The organism is Ventrimonas faecis (genome assembly GCF_040096075.1).
In the GTDB taxonomy this organism is placed as follows: Bacteria; Bacillota; Clostridia; order Lachnospirales; family Lachnospiraceae; genus Brotaphodocola; species Brotaphodocola faecis.
Window position 1 is genome coordinate 1 of the sequence record NZ_JBBMFJ010000009.1, and the last position, 17,989, is coordinate 17,989.

Consider the following 17,989-nt stretch of genomic DNA (forward strand, 5'->3'; position numbering starts at 1 on the left):
GCAGGCAAAAATCCCATTGCCGAAGGCAATTTTCAATGGATTTTTGCCCGTAACTGTGAGGGTACTGAACAGTTACACTTTCCCATCATTCGCTTTGATATTATTATATATCGTCCACCCATAGAATGACAGATGCAATGTACATTATTTTACACACAGGGTGCTTGTGGTTTGATATGTGCAAAAAAAGAAGCAGTGCAGGAAGATAGGTCCTTATGATATAAGGTGTAGTCGTAACCGTCCTCACAGGTCTGAATGGCAAGAACGCCCTTGCTTCCCAAATCCCATGCGCTGCGTTCTTCCGTAATCAGCGGCTCTGGGCGGCATGTGCCACCGCCGCGTTCCAGCATTTCTGCCAGCTGACAGATGTGCAGGACATCATACCCAAGGCGCAGATGATATTCGTCCATATACTCACAGCGGGCCGAAAACTTCCGATTCGGATACTCGATCTCCACCGCACTGCCATCCGGAATTTTGAACCGATCTTCGTAGCTGCTGGTGATAAACCGGATATTTTTAGCATTCTCCAGCTCAGGATCAGCCTTTTTCATCTGCCAAAGAACCTTTCTGCCGCCGCGTACCTGCTCCAGCATCTCCGGAGCTACCGGCGCAACGGTAAGACCTGCAAGCTGGGGAATCTTCTGGAGTGCTGCCATCCTCGCGCTTTCTTCCAGAGTAGAAAACGGCTGTTTATCCAACACATCCCACCCCATGTGTCCCTCGGCAATCTGTACCTTGCTGTCCATATCAAAGCAATGGAACTCCACGCCGTCCTGCTTTTCCTGCAAGGAAAGCAGAGCGACATTATCCACCAGATAAGCTGCATTCATCATTTTCATGCTCATTTTTTACCTCCAAACTCCAGCTTAAATGCTGCTGCGCCGTCCTCTCCTGTCTCTACATGAACGGTTGTGTCATAGTAACGTCCAGACTTCTTGGAATAGCAATGGGTAAGGGTCTGCTGGGCAGTGAATCCCAGCTGCCGGTTTGCTTCTCTCTGAAGCGATGTCAGATCAAACAAGGCCGGGGCCTTCTCTGATTTTTCTTTCTGCTCCACCTTGGTAATGATGGCACTCCCCGCCTGACAGCACTCTGCCACCAGTTTTTCTGCTTCTGCTTTTTCTTTCATCCGATCACCGCCCGCTTGAAAATCCCGAAATTTCAATTCTGCCGAGTAGAACGGCTCCGGCTTGAACGCCCGGATTGCTGCATCCCGCATGACCACCATCGCAAGCGTTGGTGTCATCACGCGCCCTACATTCAGGGTCTGCCCATACAGACATGAAAAAAGCCGGGTGGCGTTGATTCCGACAATCCAGTCGGCACGCTCCCGGCATAAAGCCGCCTCATATAAGGCATCATATTCCGGTCTGAGCTTCTGAAAGCCTTCCCGGATAGCATTGTCCTCCATCGAGGAAATCCAAAGTCGTTCCACCGGCTTTTTGCAGCCGCACTGATGGTAAACCAGTCGGAAAATCAGTTCTCCCTCGCGCCCTGCGTCGGTTGCACAGATCAGGCTCTCCACATCTTTCCGCCGCATGAGTTTTCTCAGGATTCCAAACTGCTTTTTCGTGCTGGCGGACACCTGATACTGCCAATGTTCCGGCAAAATCGGAAGATCATCATACCTCCACTTGGCATACTTTTCATCATAGGCTTCCGGCTGGGAAAGTTCCACCAGATGCCCTACACACCAGCTGACAAGGTAGCCATTGCCCTCCATATAACCATCCCCGCGCTGATTTGCCTCAATCACCTTCGAGAGGCTCATGGCAACCGAGGGCTTTTCCGCTAATACAAGCTTCATTTGATACTGCTCCTTTCGCAAAAAAATTAGCAGCCAGGCACCGAAGCACATGACTGCTATGTAAGGAACTGTATTCTGTTTTAGGTCTGCAAACTGGAATTTTGGCTTATTCCGATATGTCTAAGGTTTTGATTATCCTTGCGGGATTACCTCCTATTATACAATATCCATCTGGGAAGCTATGCGTTACAACGGCTCCTGCGCCAACAATGGTATGGTCTCCTAAAATAACGCCTGGTAAAATAACGCTGTTCATAGCAATCCAGCAATGCTTGCCAATAATCACATCCTTCCCTTTCTGATGTTCAGCGAGGTTTTGAAAATCATGATTGGATGTGATAATACCGACATTTTTTGCAATATAGGTTCCTTGACCAAGCACGATTTTTGCGTCATATGTCTGAAAGTGATTTCCAAAATTAATAAAGTTTGGTAAATCTTCAGGTTCAAATATAACATTCTTTCCACATTCTATGTCGGGAGAGCAAGGCCATTTAATACCTATATTTTTGCCATAAATAATTCTATGCCAGATGTCACGATATGCCCACATCCACCCCTCACTAAATGGAGTTGAAAACCAACTTGTATTTAGATATTTTTTATCATAAAAAATTCTGCCAAACAGCAGAACAGTTATCCATGCTGGTATGCTGCGAATTACTTTTCCAATAGTCTGAATATATTTTTTCATGTACTCTCGCCCACTTCTTCAAATTCCGATTTGTTTAGTAAATTCTTTTCCCAAACGTATACGCTTCCTGCAAACGCTCCGCCCTATCAAAGCGGCATCGGCGTTCGGGCAATCAGAATGACCGCCAGAATCGCGCCCACAAATGCCGCAGCCCCTATGATTGCCAACACCTTTTTGCTGAGTTTCTTCTTCGCTGCCTTGCAGATCAGCGCAGCGCAAGCCGTGCAAACAGCCGCAGCCACAAGTGCAATGCCCAGCGTTTCCCATAACCAAGAAAGTTCATGTAGGATTTTCATGCGATCATCATCTCCTGTTCGTTAAACTGGAATTGTTATCTTTCTATTGCCTTCTCAATCATCTCAGCTTTTTCTGTTCTTCCCATCAGCCGATAGTATTTACACCACAACAACGGTGATTGCAGCGGAACAACTTCTTCTCCCAGCGGCATTTTCTCCACGATTTGTTCTTTGCGTAGAGCGCAATCATAAACCTTTCCATCCTTCACGATTGCAAAACCAGCCATCACATCGACCTCGACAGAATCAATCAGGAACTCCATAAAGGTTTTTGTCCGGTACATAGGGTTTGGAATTGAATCAGATGGACAACTTTCACCCATTTCCGATAAAATCGTACGGACACATTCCGCATCACGGTCAGCGACCATTAAATCAATGTCATGGAACTCAGAGGTGATTCCTTTGAAATACAGCAGCATGGATGCACCCAAGGCCCATTCGACATGAGCCTCGTTCAGTCGATGTGCAATTCTCAGCAGCAATTGTGTTTTTTCTTGTGTTCCTGCCATTCCATACCTCCACAAATCCAGATTTAGTGTCCTTTTATAACGGTTGCATCATCTCAAGAATGATTCCATCCGGGTCTCTGAAATAAAACGCTCTGCTTTCCCCAAATCCATCTGCCCTGAAATCGAAATACTGCGGTTCAGACAAGCACTCCACATGATTTGCGATAAGGGTTTTGTAGACAGAATCAATGTCATCCGTGTAAAAGCATACTTCTGAGATAGATGTCGTAAACAAGTCTGATCGTTCTTTATGGATCTTGCTGTCTACGAACTGAATCAATTCAACCGGTGGCGCTTCAAGAGCCTTCGAACCATTCAAATATGCAACCCTTGCTTTACAATTTTCCTTACGGAACATTTTATCTGTCTCTTCGCCTTCCATAAAGATTTCGCCCTGAAATTCAAGTCCAAGAATATCTCTGTAGAAAGCAATTGAGCGATCCAAATCAGAAACGGTTAATCCAACGTGATAAATTCTTCCAACCATATTTTCCCTCTCCAATAATTTCTTTATTTCATCAAACTGGGAGTTGTCTACACCGTAATTTCTATCTGATTTCCCTCTATTCCAATAATACAGCTCTCATAATACCCATCCCCCGTTGTTCTCGGGCCACTGATGACTTCATACCCATCCAATTTCAGACGAGCTGTAAGCGCATCAACCTGTTCTTTACTGCCAACGTTAAATGCAAGATGCGCATATCCTGTTCGATTCAGACTCTTTTCCCCATCATCCATTCCAGGCTTATTCATAATTTCCAATCTTGCTCCATCATCAAATGACAAAAAATAGGAACGAAACTCTGTTTTCGGATTGTAATAACCTTCATTTGATTTTGCACCAAGATAAGTCTGAAAAAAATATTTTGCCTTTTCCAAATCATTCACATATATGGCTGCATGCTCAATTTTCATTTTGCTTCTCCCAAACTTCCTACTTTATTCAACATTCCACCTTCGGCTCGGTCAATTCGGATTTGTATCACTGCTCTTACTCTCTATTTTATCAGATATCGCCTACGGATTCCATAGTTTCATAGCTCAAAATAGTTCATCCACAAACCATTTAGCTATGTAAAAGGGACGGCTTCTCAGCCGCCCCCATAGGTCAACTCTGCCTTAATCAGACAGGTTCATCGTCCGATTCTGCTTCGTAATCCTCATTGACATCCACTTCTTCATCCTCGTCACCATCATCCTCCGGCAGCTGGAGCGCATCTTCATCGTCATCGTGATAATCCGCATCCGGGTCCGGCTGTTTTTTCTTGGATGCAGGCTTTATGCCCCTCATCTTGATATAGAGATAGCCGCCGACATCGCCAGCATCGTGACCTGAACCACAAAGGTCTGCAAATACAGTCCCAGCAGCGGTCCCAAGTCCATGCCTTCCAGTGTGGCCTGCATCGCTGTCAGGGTCGCCTCGCTGACGGACGTACTGCCGGAAATCAGACCGCCGCTTCTGGAGATCACTTGCTGCGCTACATCAAAGACAGCCATCGTGATATTGAATGTGTTCGAGATCAGGGTCACTGACAGAAAGGTCTTAAAGACCCATTTGAAAAATGTCCAGGTCTCGAAATTTGCCAGATTGTTATGCTCGATGAGCATCTGGATCAGCTCATAACAGGCGATGAATGTCAGCACTATTCCGGCAATGGGCAGGATCACGGATTCCGAGATGTTGCGGATCATAGAAAAGACCGCAGGTGAAAAGTTCGCAGGTGTGGTTCCCACATCGCCTGCGATCTGTCCAACCTGTTGGTTGACCGAATCGAACATCCCTGAAAGATTTCCCATGATACCGCTGATGATCATGCTCTTGAGCCAATCTGTGATCTGTTCAAGGATACTCTGCATGAGCCGCCTCCTTCCTTACGCAAACACGCCGAACAGCTTCGCCATCCAGGACAGAAGCATGAACAGCTGTGAGAAAAGAGACAGTGCCGATGCAGTTGTAGTAAGAAACGCCATAGATTTGTCCTCCTGTAATTTGTCCGGCCTCTCAGCCGGTGCGATTCTAAACTGCGGTTCTGCGTCATACTTCCAACATGTGCACCTGCCGGAGAGCGCAGAAAATAGCCAGGTCTCCAATTTCAATCAGAAACCTGGCTATGTAAAAAGGGCGGCTCACCGCCGCCCTCATCGTTAATATTCAGTGCTCAATAGAAAATCTGCAATGTGCATACTCTTGATTCCCTGATAATTGCCTCCGGCAAATTCATCGGTTCTCAAAACATACTTTGGATAGTTATCCCGGATTTCCAGCAGTCGTTCATATTCACGCTTTTCTGTCTTCTCGGATTTAATCTCCTGTGTGACCTGCACGTACAACCGATCATTTTGCTTCTGCGCCACAAAATCGACCTCACCGTCCGGTGTCTTCCCAATCGTCACGGTATAGCCTCGTCTGCAAAGCTCCAGATACACCACATTTTTCAGACTGAAAGCGACGCTGTCCGGTGTATAGCCCAGCACACTGTAACGCAAAGCAGTATCGGCAAGATAAAACTTCTCCTGCGTTTTCAGAATCTCCTGTCCACGCAGGTCATAGCGAGAACAACGATGAAGGAGATATGCTTTCTCCAGTTTTTCCAGATAGCTGTACACCGTTTCATTGTCGATAGAACGATGCTCTGATTTCAGATAATCCGAAATTGACTTTGCCGAGAATGAATTTCCCACATTCGCAAATGTGTACCGAACCATCCGCTCCAGCTGGTCGATCTTACGAATCTGGTTTCTCTTTACGATATCTGAGAAAATCGTGGAATTATAGATATCCCGGACAATCGTATAAACCTCATCCTGTGAATACTCTCGCAGGTGTGTTGCAGGGAAGCCACCCAAGCGGATATAGTCTGCCAGTTCAGCATGGATATCCTTTACCTCTCCCAAAAATAATTGTTGACTTTTCTGTGAATTTTCCGTCTAATAGATTGACTGTGCAATGCAAATCGCATATAATATAAGTGCAATAGCAAGGAAAGGAGTTGACATTCATGGCTACCACAACTAATTTCAGTGTCCGTATGGACAGCGAAATTAAGAAACAGTGCGAAGCAATGTATGGTGAATTAGGTATCAACCTTACTACCGCTATCAATGTGTTTCTTCGCCAGTCGCTCCGTGTCGGCGGTTTTCCTTTTGATGTTCGCATGGAGCAGCCGAACAAGGAAACGATGGCAGCAATGCTGGAAGCAGAACGCATTGCCCGTGATCCGTCTGTAAAACGCTACTCTGATGTAGAGGAAGCATTGAGGGCGTTGAAAGAATGAGTAAACATTTAGACATTGTTTGGACAAATCAATTTAAGAAGGACTACAAGCTGGCGATGAAACGTCATCTTGATATTGACCTTCTGGACGACATCATTCGCAAACTGGCAAGCAGCGAATAACTTCCAGAAAAGAATAAAGACCACGCTTTAACTGGAAACTGGGTCGGGCATCGTGAGTGCCACATTCAGCCGGATTGGCTTTTGGTCTATCGGATTGAGAATGATTTGCTCGTCTTGACATTATCCCGAACAGGAACGCACAGCGATTTATTTGGAAAGTAAGAAAATGCACTCGGTACAAACGCCGGGTGCATTTTTCTTTTCGCAGAAATGAAAAAGCACCTGCTATCTTCAAAGTCGAAAACGGCAAGTGCCTTACAGTTCCATATTCTGTTTTTTCTGTTGCGGGGTTTTCTGCTCCGGCTGATGGTTGCTCTACTCTTGCAGAAACTTCATCTTCTCCGTGACGGAGTGCTTCGGTTCGGGCTTCTTTTCGACCTCGGACCGCTCCGGCGTGAGGACTTTGCTGACCCAATAGCGAATATCCTTCATGGCTATGAACCGAACGCCCTTTTTCGGGAAAAGGATTTCTGTGTAGTAGCCAACTTGCAGATAATTTCTACCAAAACGACTGAGATCCTTTACCACAAGGGTCTCCACTCGTCCGGCTCCAACTTCTTCCAGCAGTGCGGCAAAGCCGGGTCGATTAAAGTTCGTGCTGGAATAGCCGCCATCATAGAAGTGCCGGATATTTCTCAGCCCATGCTGACGGGCATATTCTTCAAGATATTTCTTTTGGTTCTGGATGGAGTTTGATTGGCATTTTTGCCTTTCAGGTACACGGCAAACCGAAGACCTGCTCCGAAGCACACGCCAATCAGCAAATCCATCGGATGCAAACTTGGCATCGGATTGGAAAAGGCTGCACCCAGGGCAGAAAGAAAGCCGAGGAGCTTTTCAGACATATCTGCTCCCTCGGTAATTCTCCACGCTTGCCTGCCTCCTGCAACACGCGGATCGAACCAAACTCCTAGTTCTCAAACACCTCCATCATCTGCCTTGACTGTCCGCCATGACTGCCCAGATCAGTGTCATGGGTCTTCTGATTGAAATCCGTCATACCTGTTACCTCCTACTCAAATTTGTCTCGCCGGATTTCGGGCGAAAAAAATAGAGCCTCGACCCATTCTCGTTTTCAAAGAATGAGCCAAGGCTCTATGTAAATCAGTCAAGTATGTGTTCGTCAGTCGATGGCAAAATTGGACTTCATTTGCTCCTATTGTCCACCAGTAATTTAACCCATAAGAGGTCAAAATGGGCTTGTCCACCAGTAATTTGACCACTATAAACCCATAAATTTCCGTTCAAATTCCATCAAAACCGAACAGGCCAGACAGAATTTTGGGCATAGAAAAAGCCCAGAAAATGGCGTATTTCCGGGCTTTTTTAGCATTTTTAAGCTGTAGATTATCGCTTGCTGAACTGCGGAGCACGACGTGCTGCTTTGAGACCGTATTTCTTTCTCTCTTTCATACGCGGATCTCTGGTCAGGAAGCCTGCTTTCTTCAGAACCGGTCTGAACTCAGCGTCTGCCTGAAGCAGTGCTCTGGAGATACCGTGACGGATTGCACCAGCCTGGCCGGTGAAGCCGCCGCCGCGAACGTTAACCAGAACGTCGAACTTGTCAACAGTCTCGGTTGCTACTAACGGCTGACGAACAACTACCTTTAAGGTCTCAAGACCAAGATACTCGTCGATGTCTCTCTTGTTGATGGTGATTTTACCGGTACCCGGTACCAGATATACTCTTGCGATAGATTTTTTTCTTCTACCTGTTCCGTAATATTTGTTTGCCATGATATAACTTCCTCCTTTCAGTACCTTTCCTTAGAATTTGATTTCCAGAGCTTCCGGCTTCTGAGCTGCCTGCTCATGATCCGGTCCTGCATATACATGAAGCTTGGTCATCATGCTTCTTCCTAAAGGTCCCTTCGGAAGCATACCCTTAACAGCCAGCTCGATAACGCGCTCCGGCTTCTTAGCCATCATCTCACGCAGAGTGGTCTCTTTCATACCACCTACGTAATCGGAATGATGATAGTAGATCTTCTGATCTAACTTCTTACCGGTTACTTTGATCTGATCTGCATTTACAACGATCACATAATCGCCGCAGTCGATGTGCGGGGTGTAGATCGGTTTATTCTTTCCTCTTAATACTTTTGCTACTTCTGAAGCCAAACGTCCTAAAGTACATCCGGCAGCATCTACTACATACCATTTTCTCTCAATCGTCGCTGGACTAGCCATAAAACTCTTCATTGGTTAACCTCCTGTTAAACTATCTGATCCTAACGGTTCATCACCGCAATTGTTTTGAAATGTATAGTAAAATGCCTATTCCGGGGCTTTGGCCTAAGCATTTCCACCTAACGTCACAGTTGTATATTATATAATAAGCAATTCTTTGTGTCAAGCGCTTTTTCCTTGAATTTACGCCTTTTTGAAGGGTTTTCCACAGATTTTTTATTTTTCGGAAGCATTATCCACAAGCGGGAGGGCGGTTACCCACCGGAGAATCTTTTTCGGCTGTGAATCTGAAACAATACCGGCTGCTTCAGAACCGGCTTCCCCGGTCTCTGTCCTGCGCAGACCTGCTGCTTCTGCGCTGTTCTCCAGCTGCTTCAGTTTTTCGCGCTCCTCCGCTCCAAACCAGTTTTCTTCGTTTTCAATCTGCTCTCCAAACACATACCGGCCATGCACATCACCGACCTTAAGCCGTTCTGGCTGCTCCAGATCCGTCACATATACCCGCTCTGCCCCATTCTGGAACGCATGGTGGATATTTCTCCTTAAAATGCCATCCAGTTCCTCATCCGCGCAGCGCGTGATCACAAAATATGCAGTCTTTTCGGTTTTAATATGGGACTGCAGAATATCATACTCCCAGTATTGATTCTCCCGGCGATGCCAGTCCGGCAGCTCCTTCTGATATTCCATGCTCACCAGGGTCAGGCCTCTGGCTGGTGCCGTGCGTCCTGCTACCTGGCGGTCTCTGGCATCCAGAATTTCTTCCATGTGCTCCGGCGGATATGCGCCCATACCAACCTCCAGAAGGGTGCCCGCAATGATCCGCACCATATTATAAAGGAAACCGCTTCCGCTGATGCGGATGGTGATCATGTCCTCCTGCTTTGTAATGTCCAGGCTGTAGATGGTACGCACCGTCTCCTCTGCCTGAGTCCGCACGGTACAGAAGCTCTTAAAATCATGCTCACCCACCAGATAAGCTGCCGCTTCTCTCATTTTATCCAGATCCAGGTTAAAATAACAGAAATGGGCATACAAACGCTCCAATGGCATGGAAATTTTGCGGTTCAGTACTTTATATTCATAGGTCTTGGTACAGTTCGCCTTTCTGGGATGCCAGTCCGCCGGTACTTCTTCCGAACGCTGCACCCGGATATCCTCCGGCAGGCGCTGATTTAACGCAAAACAGATTTTGTCGGCCGGCATGCGGTTTTCCGTATCAAAAACTGCAATATTTCCCCGGGCATGTACGCCGGAATCCGTACGGCTTGCGCCGATCACGGAAATCGGTTCTTTTAAAAGGGCAGTCAGTTCCCGGTTCAGCACTTCCTCTATGGTAATGCCGTTTGGCTGAAGCTGCCAGCCACGGTAGGCGGTCCCATCATAAGATACCACCATTCTTACTCGTTTCATGAATTTCTATCCTCCTGAAGCGAATGCCCGACAGCGTATTTCTATCACATCGCCAGACACTCCGCCAGATGCAAAAAAGTCAAAAATTGCTTCCCGGCACAAAATTCCGGGAAGCAATCACATTCTCATTGTTATCTTATCGTAACTGTTCAGTACCCTCACAGTTACATCTTATCAATACTACGCGCGAAGCAGGATCACGATCACCAGATAGATCACATACACCAGATAGCCCATATGATCGCGCTTTGCGTATTTCAGCGGTTTCATCTTGGTTCTTCCCTCGCCTCCGTGATAACAGCGCGCCTCCATAGCCATAGCCAGGTCCGTTGCGCGGCGGAACGCGGAGATAAACAGCGGCACCAGAAGCGGAACCATGCTCTTGGCCTTCTGGATCAGGTTTCCGCTCTCAAAATCGGCACCTCTTGCCATCTGCGCCTTCATGATCTTATCGGTCTCTTCCACCAGGATCGGGATGAACCGCAGGGCGATGGACATCATCATGGAAACCTCATGTACTGGCACGCCCACCTTATTTAAGAATCCCAGGCTCTTTTCCAGGCCATCGGTCAGTTCGTTTGGCGTGGTGGTCAGGGTCATAACCGAGGAACCGATCACCAGATAAATCAGGCGCAGCGCCATAAATCCAGCCGTGCGGATACCTTCCTGGGTAATCTTGAAGATTCCAAACTGAACCACCGGTGTGCCCGGCGTCAGAAACAGGTTAAAGCTGACACTGATCAAAAGCAGGAATACGATTGCCTTTAAGCCCCGTACCATGAAGGAAAATGGCACCCTGGACATGCGGATGGCCGTGATGAGAAACAGGGTTGCCGCCACGTAGCAGGCAATGCTGTTTGCAAAAAACAGAGAAACGATGAACACCAGCGTTCCAAACAGCTTCGTCCGCGGATCCATGCGGTGCAGCACGGAATCCACCGGATAATATTGTCCTAATGTAATATCGCGAATCATGATTTCTTATCCTTCCCGAGCAGCTGCAGGATTGCGTCCCTGGCCTCTGCCACTGTGGTAATATCGTCTGCGATCGGCACGCCATGCTCCTTTAAGCCATGCACAATATAAGTAATCTGCGGGGCAGCCAGCCCAATGGCCTCCAGCTCTTTGTAATGGCGGAACACTTCCTTCGGCGGTGCGTCAAACATCTTTTCACCGTGGTTCATCACCATAATCCGGTCCGCGTAGCGGGCAATGTCCTCCATGCTGTGGGACACCAGAATGATGGTCATGTGACGGTCCCGGTGCAGCGCGGAGATCTCGTCCAGAATCTCATCACGCCCCTTCGGGTCCAGGCCGGCAGTCGGCTCATCCAGGATCAGCACCTCCGGGTGCATGGCCAGGACACCGGCAATGGCTACACGCCGTTTCTGGCCGCCGGACAGCTCAAAGGGAGACTGCTGCCACAGTTTTTCATCCAGTCCTACCTGGGTGAGGGCCTCCCTGGCCCGCTCTTCCACCTCTTCTTTGGAAAGTCCCTGGTTCTTCGGTCCAAAGCAGACATCGGAAAATACGTCCACCTCAAACAGCTGATGCTCCGGATACTGGAACACCAGTCCCACCTTGCTGCGCAGGGCTTTCATATCGTAGCCGTCCTGATAAATGTTTTCTCCATTATAATAGATGGCTCCGCTGCTGGCCCGCAGCAGACCATTCAGATGCTGGATCAGCGTAGACTTTCCGGAACCGGTATGACCGATCAGTCCGATAAACTGTCCATCTTCAATCTCGAAGCTGACATCCTTTAAGGCATACTGCTCAAAGGCTGTTCCTTCGCCATAAATATGATTCAAATGCTCTGCCCTGATCGACATAGCTTCCTCCTTTATTTTACCTCTGGAAATTCTTCCCGAAACATCGGGAGAAGCTTATCCATCAGCTCATCCATCGTAAGAATTCCATCCGGAAGATCCAGACCTGCCTGCTTTAACTCGTAGGCAAGCTCTGTCACCTGCGGTACATCCAGGCGGTACTCTTTGAGTTCCTTTACCCGGGAAAAAATTTCCCGCGGAGTTCCATCCATCACCAGCTTTCCGTCATCCATGACAATGACACGGTCTGCGTCAATGACTTCTTCCATGTAATGGGTAATGAGAAGAACTGTGATCTTCTCCTGGCGGTTCAGCTCATGCAGGGTAGCAATGACCTCCTTGCGGCCATTCGGATCCAGCATGGCCGTTGGCTCATCCAGAATGATGCACTGCGGACGCATAGCCATGACACCGGCAATGGCCACTCTCTGTTTCTGTCCGCCGGACAGCTTGTTGGGAGACTTTAAGCGGTACGCAGTCATGCCAACCGCCTCCAGGCTCTGGTCCACCCGCTTCCAGATCTCGTCCGTTGGCACACCAAGATTCTCCGGTCCAAATCCTACATCTTCTTCCACAATGTTGCCGATGATCTGGTTATCCGGGTTCTGGAACACCATACCGGCAGTCTTGCGGATATCCCAGATATGGGCATCATCCGCAGTATTCATACCGGAAATCCAGACTGTTCCATCTGTAGGAAGCAGAATGCCATTTATCTGTTTGGCAAAGGTGGACTTTCCGGAACCGTTGTGCCCCAGAATAGCCACAAAATCCCCCTGTTTGATATCCAGGGTCAGATCATCAATGGCGCGCTTGACTTCTTCCACATGGTCATCCTCATCCCGCCGGATATAGTCGTATATTAACTTTGAAGCTTTTATGATACCCATAAACAAATGCTTCCTTTCCTGTGTACAGCTGTATGCGTTGTCGTTTTTTCATTTTAAGCGAAATTATACACAGCGTCAAGAAAAAATCAATCTGTTATCCACATTGGTCTGCGATAGATGCAATTCTTCCTATAATAGACGCTCATCGTACACGGCTCTTGCCCCGCCGGTGAACTTCAGTCTCGTTCTGGCGCAGATCACCCGGGCTGCCCCGATCTGGCGCCGCTCAATGCGCACCGGCACCGCCACTTCCTTTAAATGCATGCCGATAAGGGTATCTCCAATGTCCATGCCGACTGATGCCCGGATATGTTCCACTGCCACCGGATGTTCCATACTGTGATATGCCGCCGTTGCAAAGGAACCGCCTGCCTTTGGCTGCGGAACTACATTCACCTGCTCGTAGCCATAACGCTCTGCCGCTTCCTCTTCCAGGATCAGCGCCCGGTTTAAATGCTCGCAGCACTGGGCTGCCAGGTAGACCTCCGCCTCCTTTGCTGCCTGGTAAATGCCATCAAACAATGCCTGGCCAAGCTCCGGACTGGAAAAGCTTCCGATCCGTTCTCCGGCCACCTCGCTGGTAGAACAGCCCACCACAAAGACACTGCCTTTCTTCGGATGCGCCGCTGCCAGAAGCTGGGATGCTGCCTCATACGCTTCTTTCGTAATTTCCATGAGCTCCTGTTTGTCCGCTTTTCTATCTGATAATCCGTTCCCCATATTCTGTCTCCTCCATTCTTTCCTTAAAATTCTGCCTTTCATTATACGCCTTCTTTCCCAAAAGCAAAAGAAAAAAGATGGCAGAAAAAAGGAGACTGCCGAGACAGTCCCCTCTTATTTCATAATGTGCTATAAATCAACAGCCCTTGCGTAATTCGGGCAAATGATATCCAGGAACGATGCGATATCCTTCTTCAATTCCTGCTCTGCCAGGTCGAATCTGCCTTCCTCCATGCACCGGATAATGCAGAGATGGCCTTCGATATCGATATTCCAGGCGCGGTTATCCCGCTGGTCCCAGAAACGCTGCGCGTATGCACGGGTCAGAAGTCCGGTACTGTTTTCTACCATGCGGTAACAGTAATCATTGCCGCTGTAGGAAATCAGCTTCAGATGGAAGCGCATGTTATTTTCCCAATGCTTCAGGGCAGGAAGCTCGTCTTTTCCATTCCACCAGCATTCATTCAGGGTGAAGTTTTTCAATTCCTCAATGTCTTCCTTTGTGAATGTCGGCGCGGCAACCCGGAAACAGCCGGTTTCGATCAGAATACGGAAATCCACAACATCGCGGATCTCCCGCTCATTGATCCGTACCACCTCATAGCCGTAGCGCGGATGGCTGATCAGAACGCCCTCTTTGCAAAGTTCGATCAAAGCATCCCGAATTGGAGATTTGCTAACACCATACTTGGCGATAAGCTGCTTCTCCGTGATAATTTCATTCTGTTTGTAAATTCCCTCGATGATATCATCCAAAACAGCAGCGTAAATATCGTCTTTCAAAGATGACTTTCCACTCATACCGTTCCCTTTTACCCTTCCCCTACATCATTTTATCAAGCTCTATTAAAGCAATTATATATGTTTTCAGTCCGTTTAGCAACATTTGCAGCGGAACACACTCGTCTGGCTGGTGTCCCTGGCCGTGACCGCTCTCAAACGGATTGACTGCATCCGGCACGCCCGGGCCAAATCCAACTGCCACCGGAAGCTTGCGGGAATAGGTTCCGCCGCCCATGGTGTAGGGCTCGTAATGTTTTCCAAGCACATCGTCACAGATGTCACACAGCAGCGGAATGTACGGACGGTCGATCGGCTGGTACGCCGGTCTGGAAAGTTCTGTCACCTTAAAGGAAAATCCCTTCTTTTCACTGCATGCTCCAAAACGGCGGCTGACTTCCTCGCCGTCTGCTGTAACCGAGTAACGGACATCGAAGAGCACCTTCAGATTGCCTTCTTCCATGCGGACTACACTGCCGACAGCAGTAAGCTTTCCGGATGCTTCATCCTCAAACGCAATGTCAGCTCCTTCGCCGTAAAAGTCGGAAGTCAGTTCCGCAAGACCTTTCACCGCATCAGCACAGCTGCCATGAAGCAAGGTGGTGCCAGACAGCGCTGCTGCCAGAACCTGAACCGCGTTCACGGCGCCCTCCGGGAATGCCGCATGCCTGGAAACTCCGGCTGCCGTGATCCGTACATTCGGACCATCCGCTTCCACGGTAAGCGCCGCCTGCTCTCCAAGCTGGCTCTTCACCTCTTCCAGGGATACGCCGGAAAGTAATACCTCTGCCTTGGACGGGATCACATTCACAACGCTTCCTGCATGAAAATCAACCAGATTTCCCTCTGTCTGGAAATTCAGTTCTGCACGCAGCAGACCTTTTTCTCCGTAACAGATCGGAAAGTTGGTATCTGTAACCAGGCACAGATCCGGGATCTGCTGGGTCTTACAGAAATACTCAATATCCTTCATGCCGGTTTCTTCCGACAATCCGAAATAAATCATCACATCATTTTTTAATTCTATCTTATGCTCTTTTAAAAAGCGCAGCGCATAAAGCGCACAGATGGCCGGGCCTTTGTTATCACCCACACCGCGTCCGATCAGATAACCGTCTTTTAAGGTGCAGCCAAGGGGCGGATACTGCCATCCGTCTCCCAGCGGGACAACATCCAGGTGGGCAAACATGCCGATTCGCTTCGGATGTTCCCCGGTACCCGGTACCACACAGCTGCCGCAGTGATATTCATGGTTTACAACCGTAAACCCATATCCTCTGGCAATCTCTGTTGCTTTATCCAGTACGTTCTTACATTCTTCTCCAAATGGCCATGGCCCGTCGTTCTCTACCGAAATACTCGGTATCGCAACCAGTTTTGCCAGGTCCTTTACAAAATCTTCCTGATTGGCCTCGATCCACTGATCGATGGTCTGTTTAAACGATTCGTCCGGTTTATACATTCTGCATTCCTCCTTTTAGTTCAGATGACATGCTACCATATGTCCGTTTCCTACATCGTGCAGTGCCGGACACTCGGTTTTGCATCGCTCCGTAGCATATTTGCATCTGGTATGGAAATAGCAGCCAGACGGCGGATTCAGAGGACTTGGAACATCCCCTGTCAGAATTTCCCGTTTCATTTTATTATCCACATCCGGAATCGGGATTGCGGAAAGCAGTGCTTTCGTATACGGATGCTGTGGATTGTTGTAAAGCTCATTTTTCTCTGCAATCTCTACAATCCGGCCCAGGTACATCACGGCAATTCGGTCGGAAATGTACTTTACGACACTCAGATCGTGGGAGATAAACATGTACGTTAAGTGTTTTTTCTTCTTTAATTCCTGAATCAGGTTCAGCACCTGCGCACGGACAGATACATCCAGTGCAGATACCGGCTCATCACAGACAACAAATTCCGGGTTTAAGACCAGCGCGCGCGCAATGACGATTCTCTGTCTCTGTCCACCGGAGAACTCATGCGGGTAGCGGTTCATCATATTCTCCGGCATGCCCACCAGTTCCATGATCTCTTTGACTCTCTGGACTCTCTCTTCCATGGTTCCGATTCCGAAGGCCTCAAGCGGGGCCATGATCAGTTCAAGAACCGTCATACGCGGATTCAGGGAAGCGTACGGGTCCTGGAAAATCAGCTGCATCTTGCGCCGCATCTGGCGCATCTGCTCTTTGTTCAGTTTGGTGATATCCTCACCACGGTATAACACATGTCCGGCTGTCGGTTTGATCAGCTGGAGGATACAGCGGCCCAGTGTGGACTTGCCGCATCCGGACTCACCTACAACGCCGATGGTCTCGCCCTCATAGATGGTCAGATCTACAGAATCCACTGCATGCACGATCTTTACCGGCTTTCCAGTCAGGCTCTTTGATGTTACGAATTCTTTTTTTACTTTTTGAACTTCCAGTAATACCTTCTTATCCTCTGACATCGTCCTGACCTCCTTCCGGTGCGTACTTCCAGCAGCGTACCTGTCTTCCATTTACATCGTAAAGCCCCGGCTCCTGCTCCCTACACCGCTTGTCTGCTTCCGGACATCTTGTGCAGAAACGGCATCCCTTCGGCATCTCGCTCAGATCCGGAACGGATCCCGGAATGTTGAACAGCGGATCATCGGAACTCTGATCCAGACGCGGAATCGATTTTAACAGGCCGCGGGTATACGGATGAAGCGGATCTTTGAAAATGCTTCTTACGTCTCCGTATTCCATCTCTTTTCCGGCATACATGACCATGACATCATCTGCCATCTCTGCCACGACACCCATATCGTGGGTGATCAGCATGATGGACTTGTTCTCCTTCTCCTTCAGTTCCTTCATTAACTCAAGGATCTGGGCCTGAATCGTGACATCAAGGGCTGTGGTCGGCTCATCCGCAATGAACAGTGCTGCATTGCAGGACAGCGCCATGGCGATCATGACACGCTGACGCATACCGCCGGATAACTGGTGCGGAAACTCTTTCAGGCGCTGAGCCGGGGAAGGGATGCCGACTTTCGTCAGCATCTCCTCAGCTCTTGCCCAAGCCTGTTTCTTATCCATCTTACTGTGCGCAGTAATGGTTTCTACCAGCTGCTTTCCGATCGTCATAACCGGGTTTAAGCCTGTCATGGAATCCTGGAAGATCATCGCTATCTCATTTCCACGAATCTGACGCATCTCCTTTTCTGACAGCTTTGCCAGATCGCGGCCTTCGAACAGAATCTCACCGGATGCGATCTTTCCTGTCTGCTTAGGAATCAGCCGCAGGATCGACATGCTTGTAACGGATTTTCCACACCCGGACTCACCCACGATTCCAAGAGTTTCTCCTTTTTTTACGTGGAAGGATACTCCGTCTACCGCTGTCACGGTTCCATTCTTTCCTGAAAACTGAGTAACGAGTTTTTTTACTTCAATTAAATTCTCTGACATTCCAATACCTCGCTTTTC

The 17,989-nt window shown here is 48.4% G+C and carries 20 protein-coding genes and 5 pseudogenes; 2 read left to right on the plus strand and 23 right to left on the minus strand.

Features of this window, described 5'->3' with window-relative positions; genetic code table 11:
• Positions 1-149 precede the first annotated feature (149 nt).
• The 10 genes and pseudogenes from WMO41_RS05810 to WMO41_RS05855 form a co-directional block, all read right to left on the minus strand.
• A complete protein-coding gene (locus tag WMO41_RS05810) occupies positions 150-848 on the minus strand; it encodes an LPD16 domain-containing protein (protein ID WP_349228949.1) in 699 nt (232 codons plus the stop codon).
• A gap of 74 nt (positions 849-922) precedes the next feature.
• A pseudogene (locus tag WMO41_RS05815) lies at positions 923-1,810 on the minus strand (DNA topoisomerase); the annotation flags it as partial.
• A 106-nt stretch (positions 1,811-1,916) separates the two neighbouring features.
• On the minus strand, positions 1,917-2,504 hold the full coding sequence (locus WMO41_RS05820; protein WP_349228950.1) for an acyltransferase: 588 nt from the start codon (positions 2,502-2,504) through the stop codon (positions 1,917-1,919).
• Positions 2,505-2,590: 86 nt separating this feature from the next.
• On the minus strand, positions 2,591-2,800 hold the full coding sequence (locus WMO41_RS05825) for a hypothetical protein (RefSeq protein ID WP_349228951.1): 210 nt from the start codon (positions 2,798-2,800) through the stop codon (positions 2,591-2,593).
• Positions 2,801-2,835: 35 nt separating this feature from the next.
• Complete coding sequence (locus WMO41_RS05830) at positions 2,836-3,312, minus strand: DUF1897 domain-containing protein (RefSeq protein WP_349228952.1); 477 nt, start codon at positions 3,310-3,312, stop codon at positions 2,836-2,838.
• 34 nt (positions 3,313-3,346) lie between these two features.
• Entirely contained in the window at positions 3,347-3,799 is a 453-nt protein-coding gene (locus tag WMO41_RS05835) for a VOC family protein (protein ID WP_349228953.1), read from the minus strand.
• A 47-nt stretch (positions 3,800-3,846) separates the two neighbouring features.
• Positions 3,847-4,230: a VOC family protein gene (locus tag WMO41_RS05840; protein WP_349228954.1), complete on the minus strand. Its 384-nt coding sequence runs from the start codon at positions 4,228-4,230 to the stop codon at positions 3,847-3,849.
• 208 nt (positions 4,231-4,438) lie between these two features.
• Entirely contained in the window at positions 4,439-4,606 is a 168-nt protein-coding gene (locus WMO41_RS05845) for a hypothetical protein (RefSeq protein ID WP_349228955.1), read from the minus strand.
• Positions 4,603-5,172: a VirB6/TrbL-like conjugal transfer protein, CD1112 family gene (locus WMO41_RS05850; RefSeq protein WP_435435853.1), complete on the minus strand. Its 570-nt coding sequence runs from the start codon at positions 5,170-5,172 to the stop codon at positions 4,603-4,605. Before WMO41_RS05850 ends, WMO41_RS05845 begins: the two co-directional genes overlap by 4 nt.
• 288 nt (positions 5,173-5,460) lie before the next feature.
• A complete protein-coding gene (locus WMO41_RS05855; protein ID WP_349228956.1) occupies positions 5,461-6,210 on the minus strand; it encodes an ATP-binding protein in 750 nt (249 codons plus the stop codon).
• Between the two features lie 104 nt (positions 6,211-6,314).
• Between WMO41_RS05855 and WMO41_RS05860 the strand changes: the two genes are divergently transcribed.
• Together WMO41_RS05860 and WMO41_RS05865 are read left to right on the plus strand one after the other, a co-directional pair.
• On the plus strand, positions 6,315-6,590 hold the full coding sequence (locus tag WMO41_RS05860; protein WP_349228957.1) for a type II toxin-antitoxin system RelB/DinJ family antitoxin: 276 nt from the start codon (positions 6,315-6,317) through the stop codon (positions 6,588-6,590).
• Positions 6,587-6,874: pseudogene (locus tag WMO41_RS05865) on the plus strand (type II toxin-antitoxin system YafQ family toxin). The gene WMO41_RS05860 and the pseudogene WMO41_RS05865 overlap by 4 nt, the downstream one beginning before the upstream one ends.
• 261 nt (positions 6,875-7,135) lie before the next feature.
• Here the strand turns inward: WMO41_RS05865 and WMO41_RS05870 are convergent.
• The 13 genes and pseudogenes from WMO41_RS05870 to WMO41_RS05930 all read right to left on the minus strand — a co-directional run.
• Positions 7,136-7,411 (minus strand): annotated as a pseudogene (locus WMO41_RS05870) (recombinase family protein); the annotation flags it as partial.
• A pseudogene (locus tag WMO41_RS15995) lies at positions 7,405-7,587 on the minus strand (VirD4-like conjugal transfer protein, CD1115 family); the annotation flags it as partial. The pseudogenes WMO41_RS05870 and WMO41_RS15995, both read right to left, overlap by 7 nt.
• 472 nt (positions 7,588-8,059) lie before the next feature.
• Positions 8,060-8,452 carry a 30S ribosomal protein S9 gene (gene rpsI, locus WMO41_RS05880; RefSeq protein ID WP_177303693.1) on the minus strand — a complete coding sequence of 131 codons (393 nt, stop codon included), beginning with the start codon at positions 8,450-8,452 and terminating at the stop codon, positions 8,060-8,062.
• 27 nt (positions 8,453-8,479) lie between these two features.
• On the minus strand, positions 8,480-8,914 hold the full coding sequence (rplM, locus tag WMO41_RS05885; protein WP_118533980.1) for a 50S ribosomal protein L13: 435 nt from the start codon (positions 8,912-8,914) through the stop codon (positions 8,480-8,482).
• Positions 8,915-9,580: 666 nt separating this feature from the next.
• A pseudogene (truA, locus tag WMO41_RS16060) lies at positions 9,581-10,315 on the minus strand (tRNA pseudouridine(38-40) synthase TruA); the annotation flags it as partial.
• Between the two features lie 180 nt (positions 10,316-10,495).
• The gene (locus WMO41_RS05895) at positions 10,496-11,290 is read right to left on the minus strand and encodes an energy-coupling factor transporter transmembrane component T family protein (RefSeq protein ID WP_349228959.1); all 795 of its coding nucleotides are present in this window, start codon (positions 11,288-11,290) and stop codon (positions 10,496-10,498) included.
• Positions 11,287-12,147, minus strand: a complete 861-nt coding sequence (locus WMO41_RS05900; RefSeq protein ID WP_349228960.1) for an energy-coupling factor transporter ATPase — start codon at positions 12,145-12,147, stop codon at positions 11,287-11,289. Before WMO41_RS05900 ends, WMO41_RS05895 begins: the two co-directional genes overlap by 4 nt.
• 11 nt (positions 12,148-12,158) lie before the next feature.
• Positions 12,159-13,034, minus strand: a complete 876-nt coding sequence (locus WMO41_RS05905) for an energy-coupling factor transporter ATPase (RefSeq protein WP_349228961.1) — start codon at positions 13,032-13,034, stop codon at positions 12,159-12,161.
• A gap of 129 nt (positions 13,035-13,163) precedes the next feature.
• Positions 13,164-13,754, minus strand: a complete 591-nt coding sequence (locus WMO41_RS05910) for a TIGR01440 family protein (protein WP_349228962.1) — start codon at positions 13,752-13,754, stop codon at positions 13,164-13,166.
• A gap of 129 nt (positions 13,755-13,883) precedes the next feature.
• Positions 13,884-14,555 (minus strand): GntR family transcriptional regulator, encoded by a 672-nt coding sequence (locus tag WMO41_RS05915; RefSeq protein ID WP_349228963.1) that lies wholly within the window; start codon positions 14,553-14,555, stop codon positions 13,884-13,886.
• Positions 14,556-14,577: 22 nt separating this feature from the next.
• Entirely contained in the window at positions 14,578-15,996 is a 1,419-nt protein-coding gene (locus WMO41_RS05920; protein ID WP_349228964.1) for a Sapep family Mn(2+)-dependent dipeptidase, read from the minus strand.
• Between the two features lie 15 nt (positions 15,997-16,011).
• Positions 16,012-16,986: an ABC transporter ATP-binding protein gene (locus WMO41_RS05925; protein WP_349228965.1), complete on the minus strand. Its 975-nt coding sequence runs from the start codon at positions 16,984-16,986 to the stop codon at positions 16,012-16,014.
• Positions 16,973-17,971: an ABC transporter ATP-binding protein gene (locus WMO41_RS05930; RefSeq protein ID WP_349228966.1), complete on the minus strand. Its 999-nt coding sequence runs from the start codon at positions 17,969-17,971 to the stop codon at positions 16,973-16,975. The genes WMO41_RS05925 and WMO41_RS05930 overlap by 14 nt, the downstream gene beginning before the upstream one ends.
• Positions 17,972-17,989 lie beyond the last annotated feature (18 nt).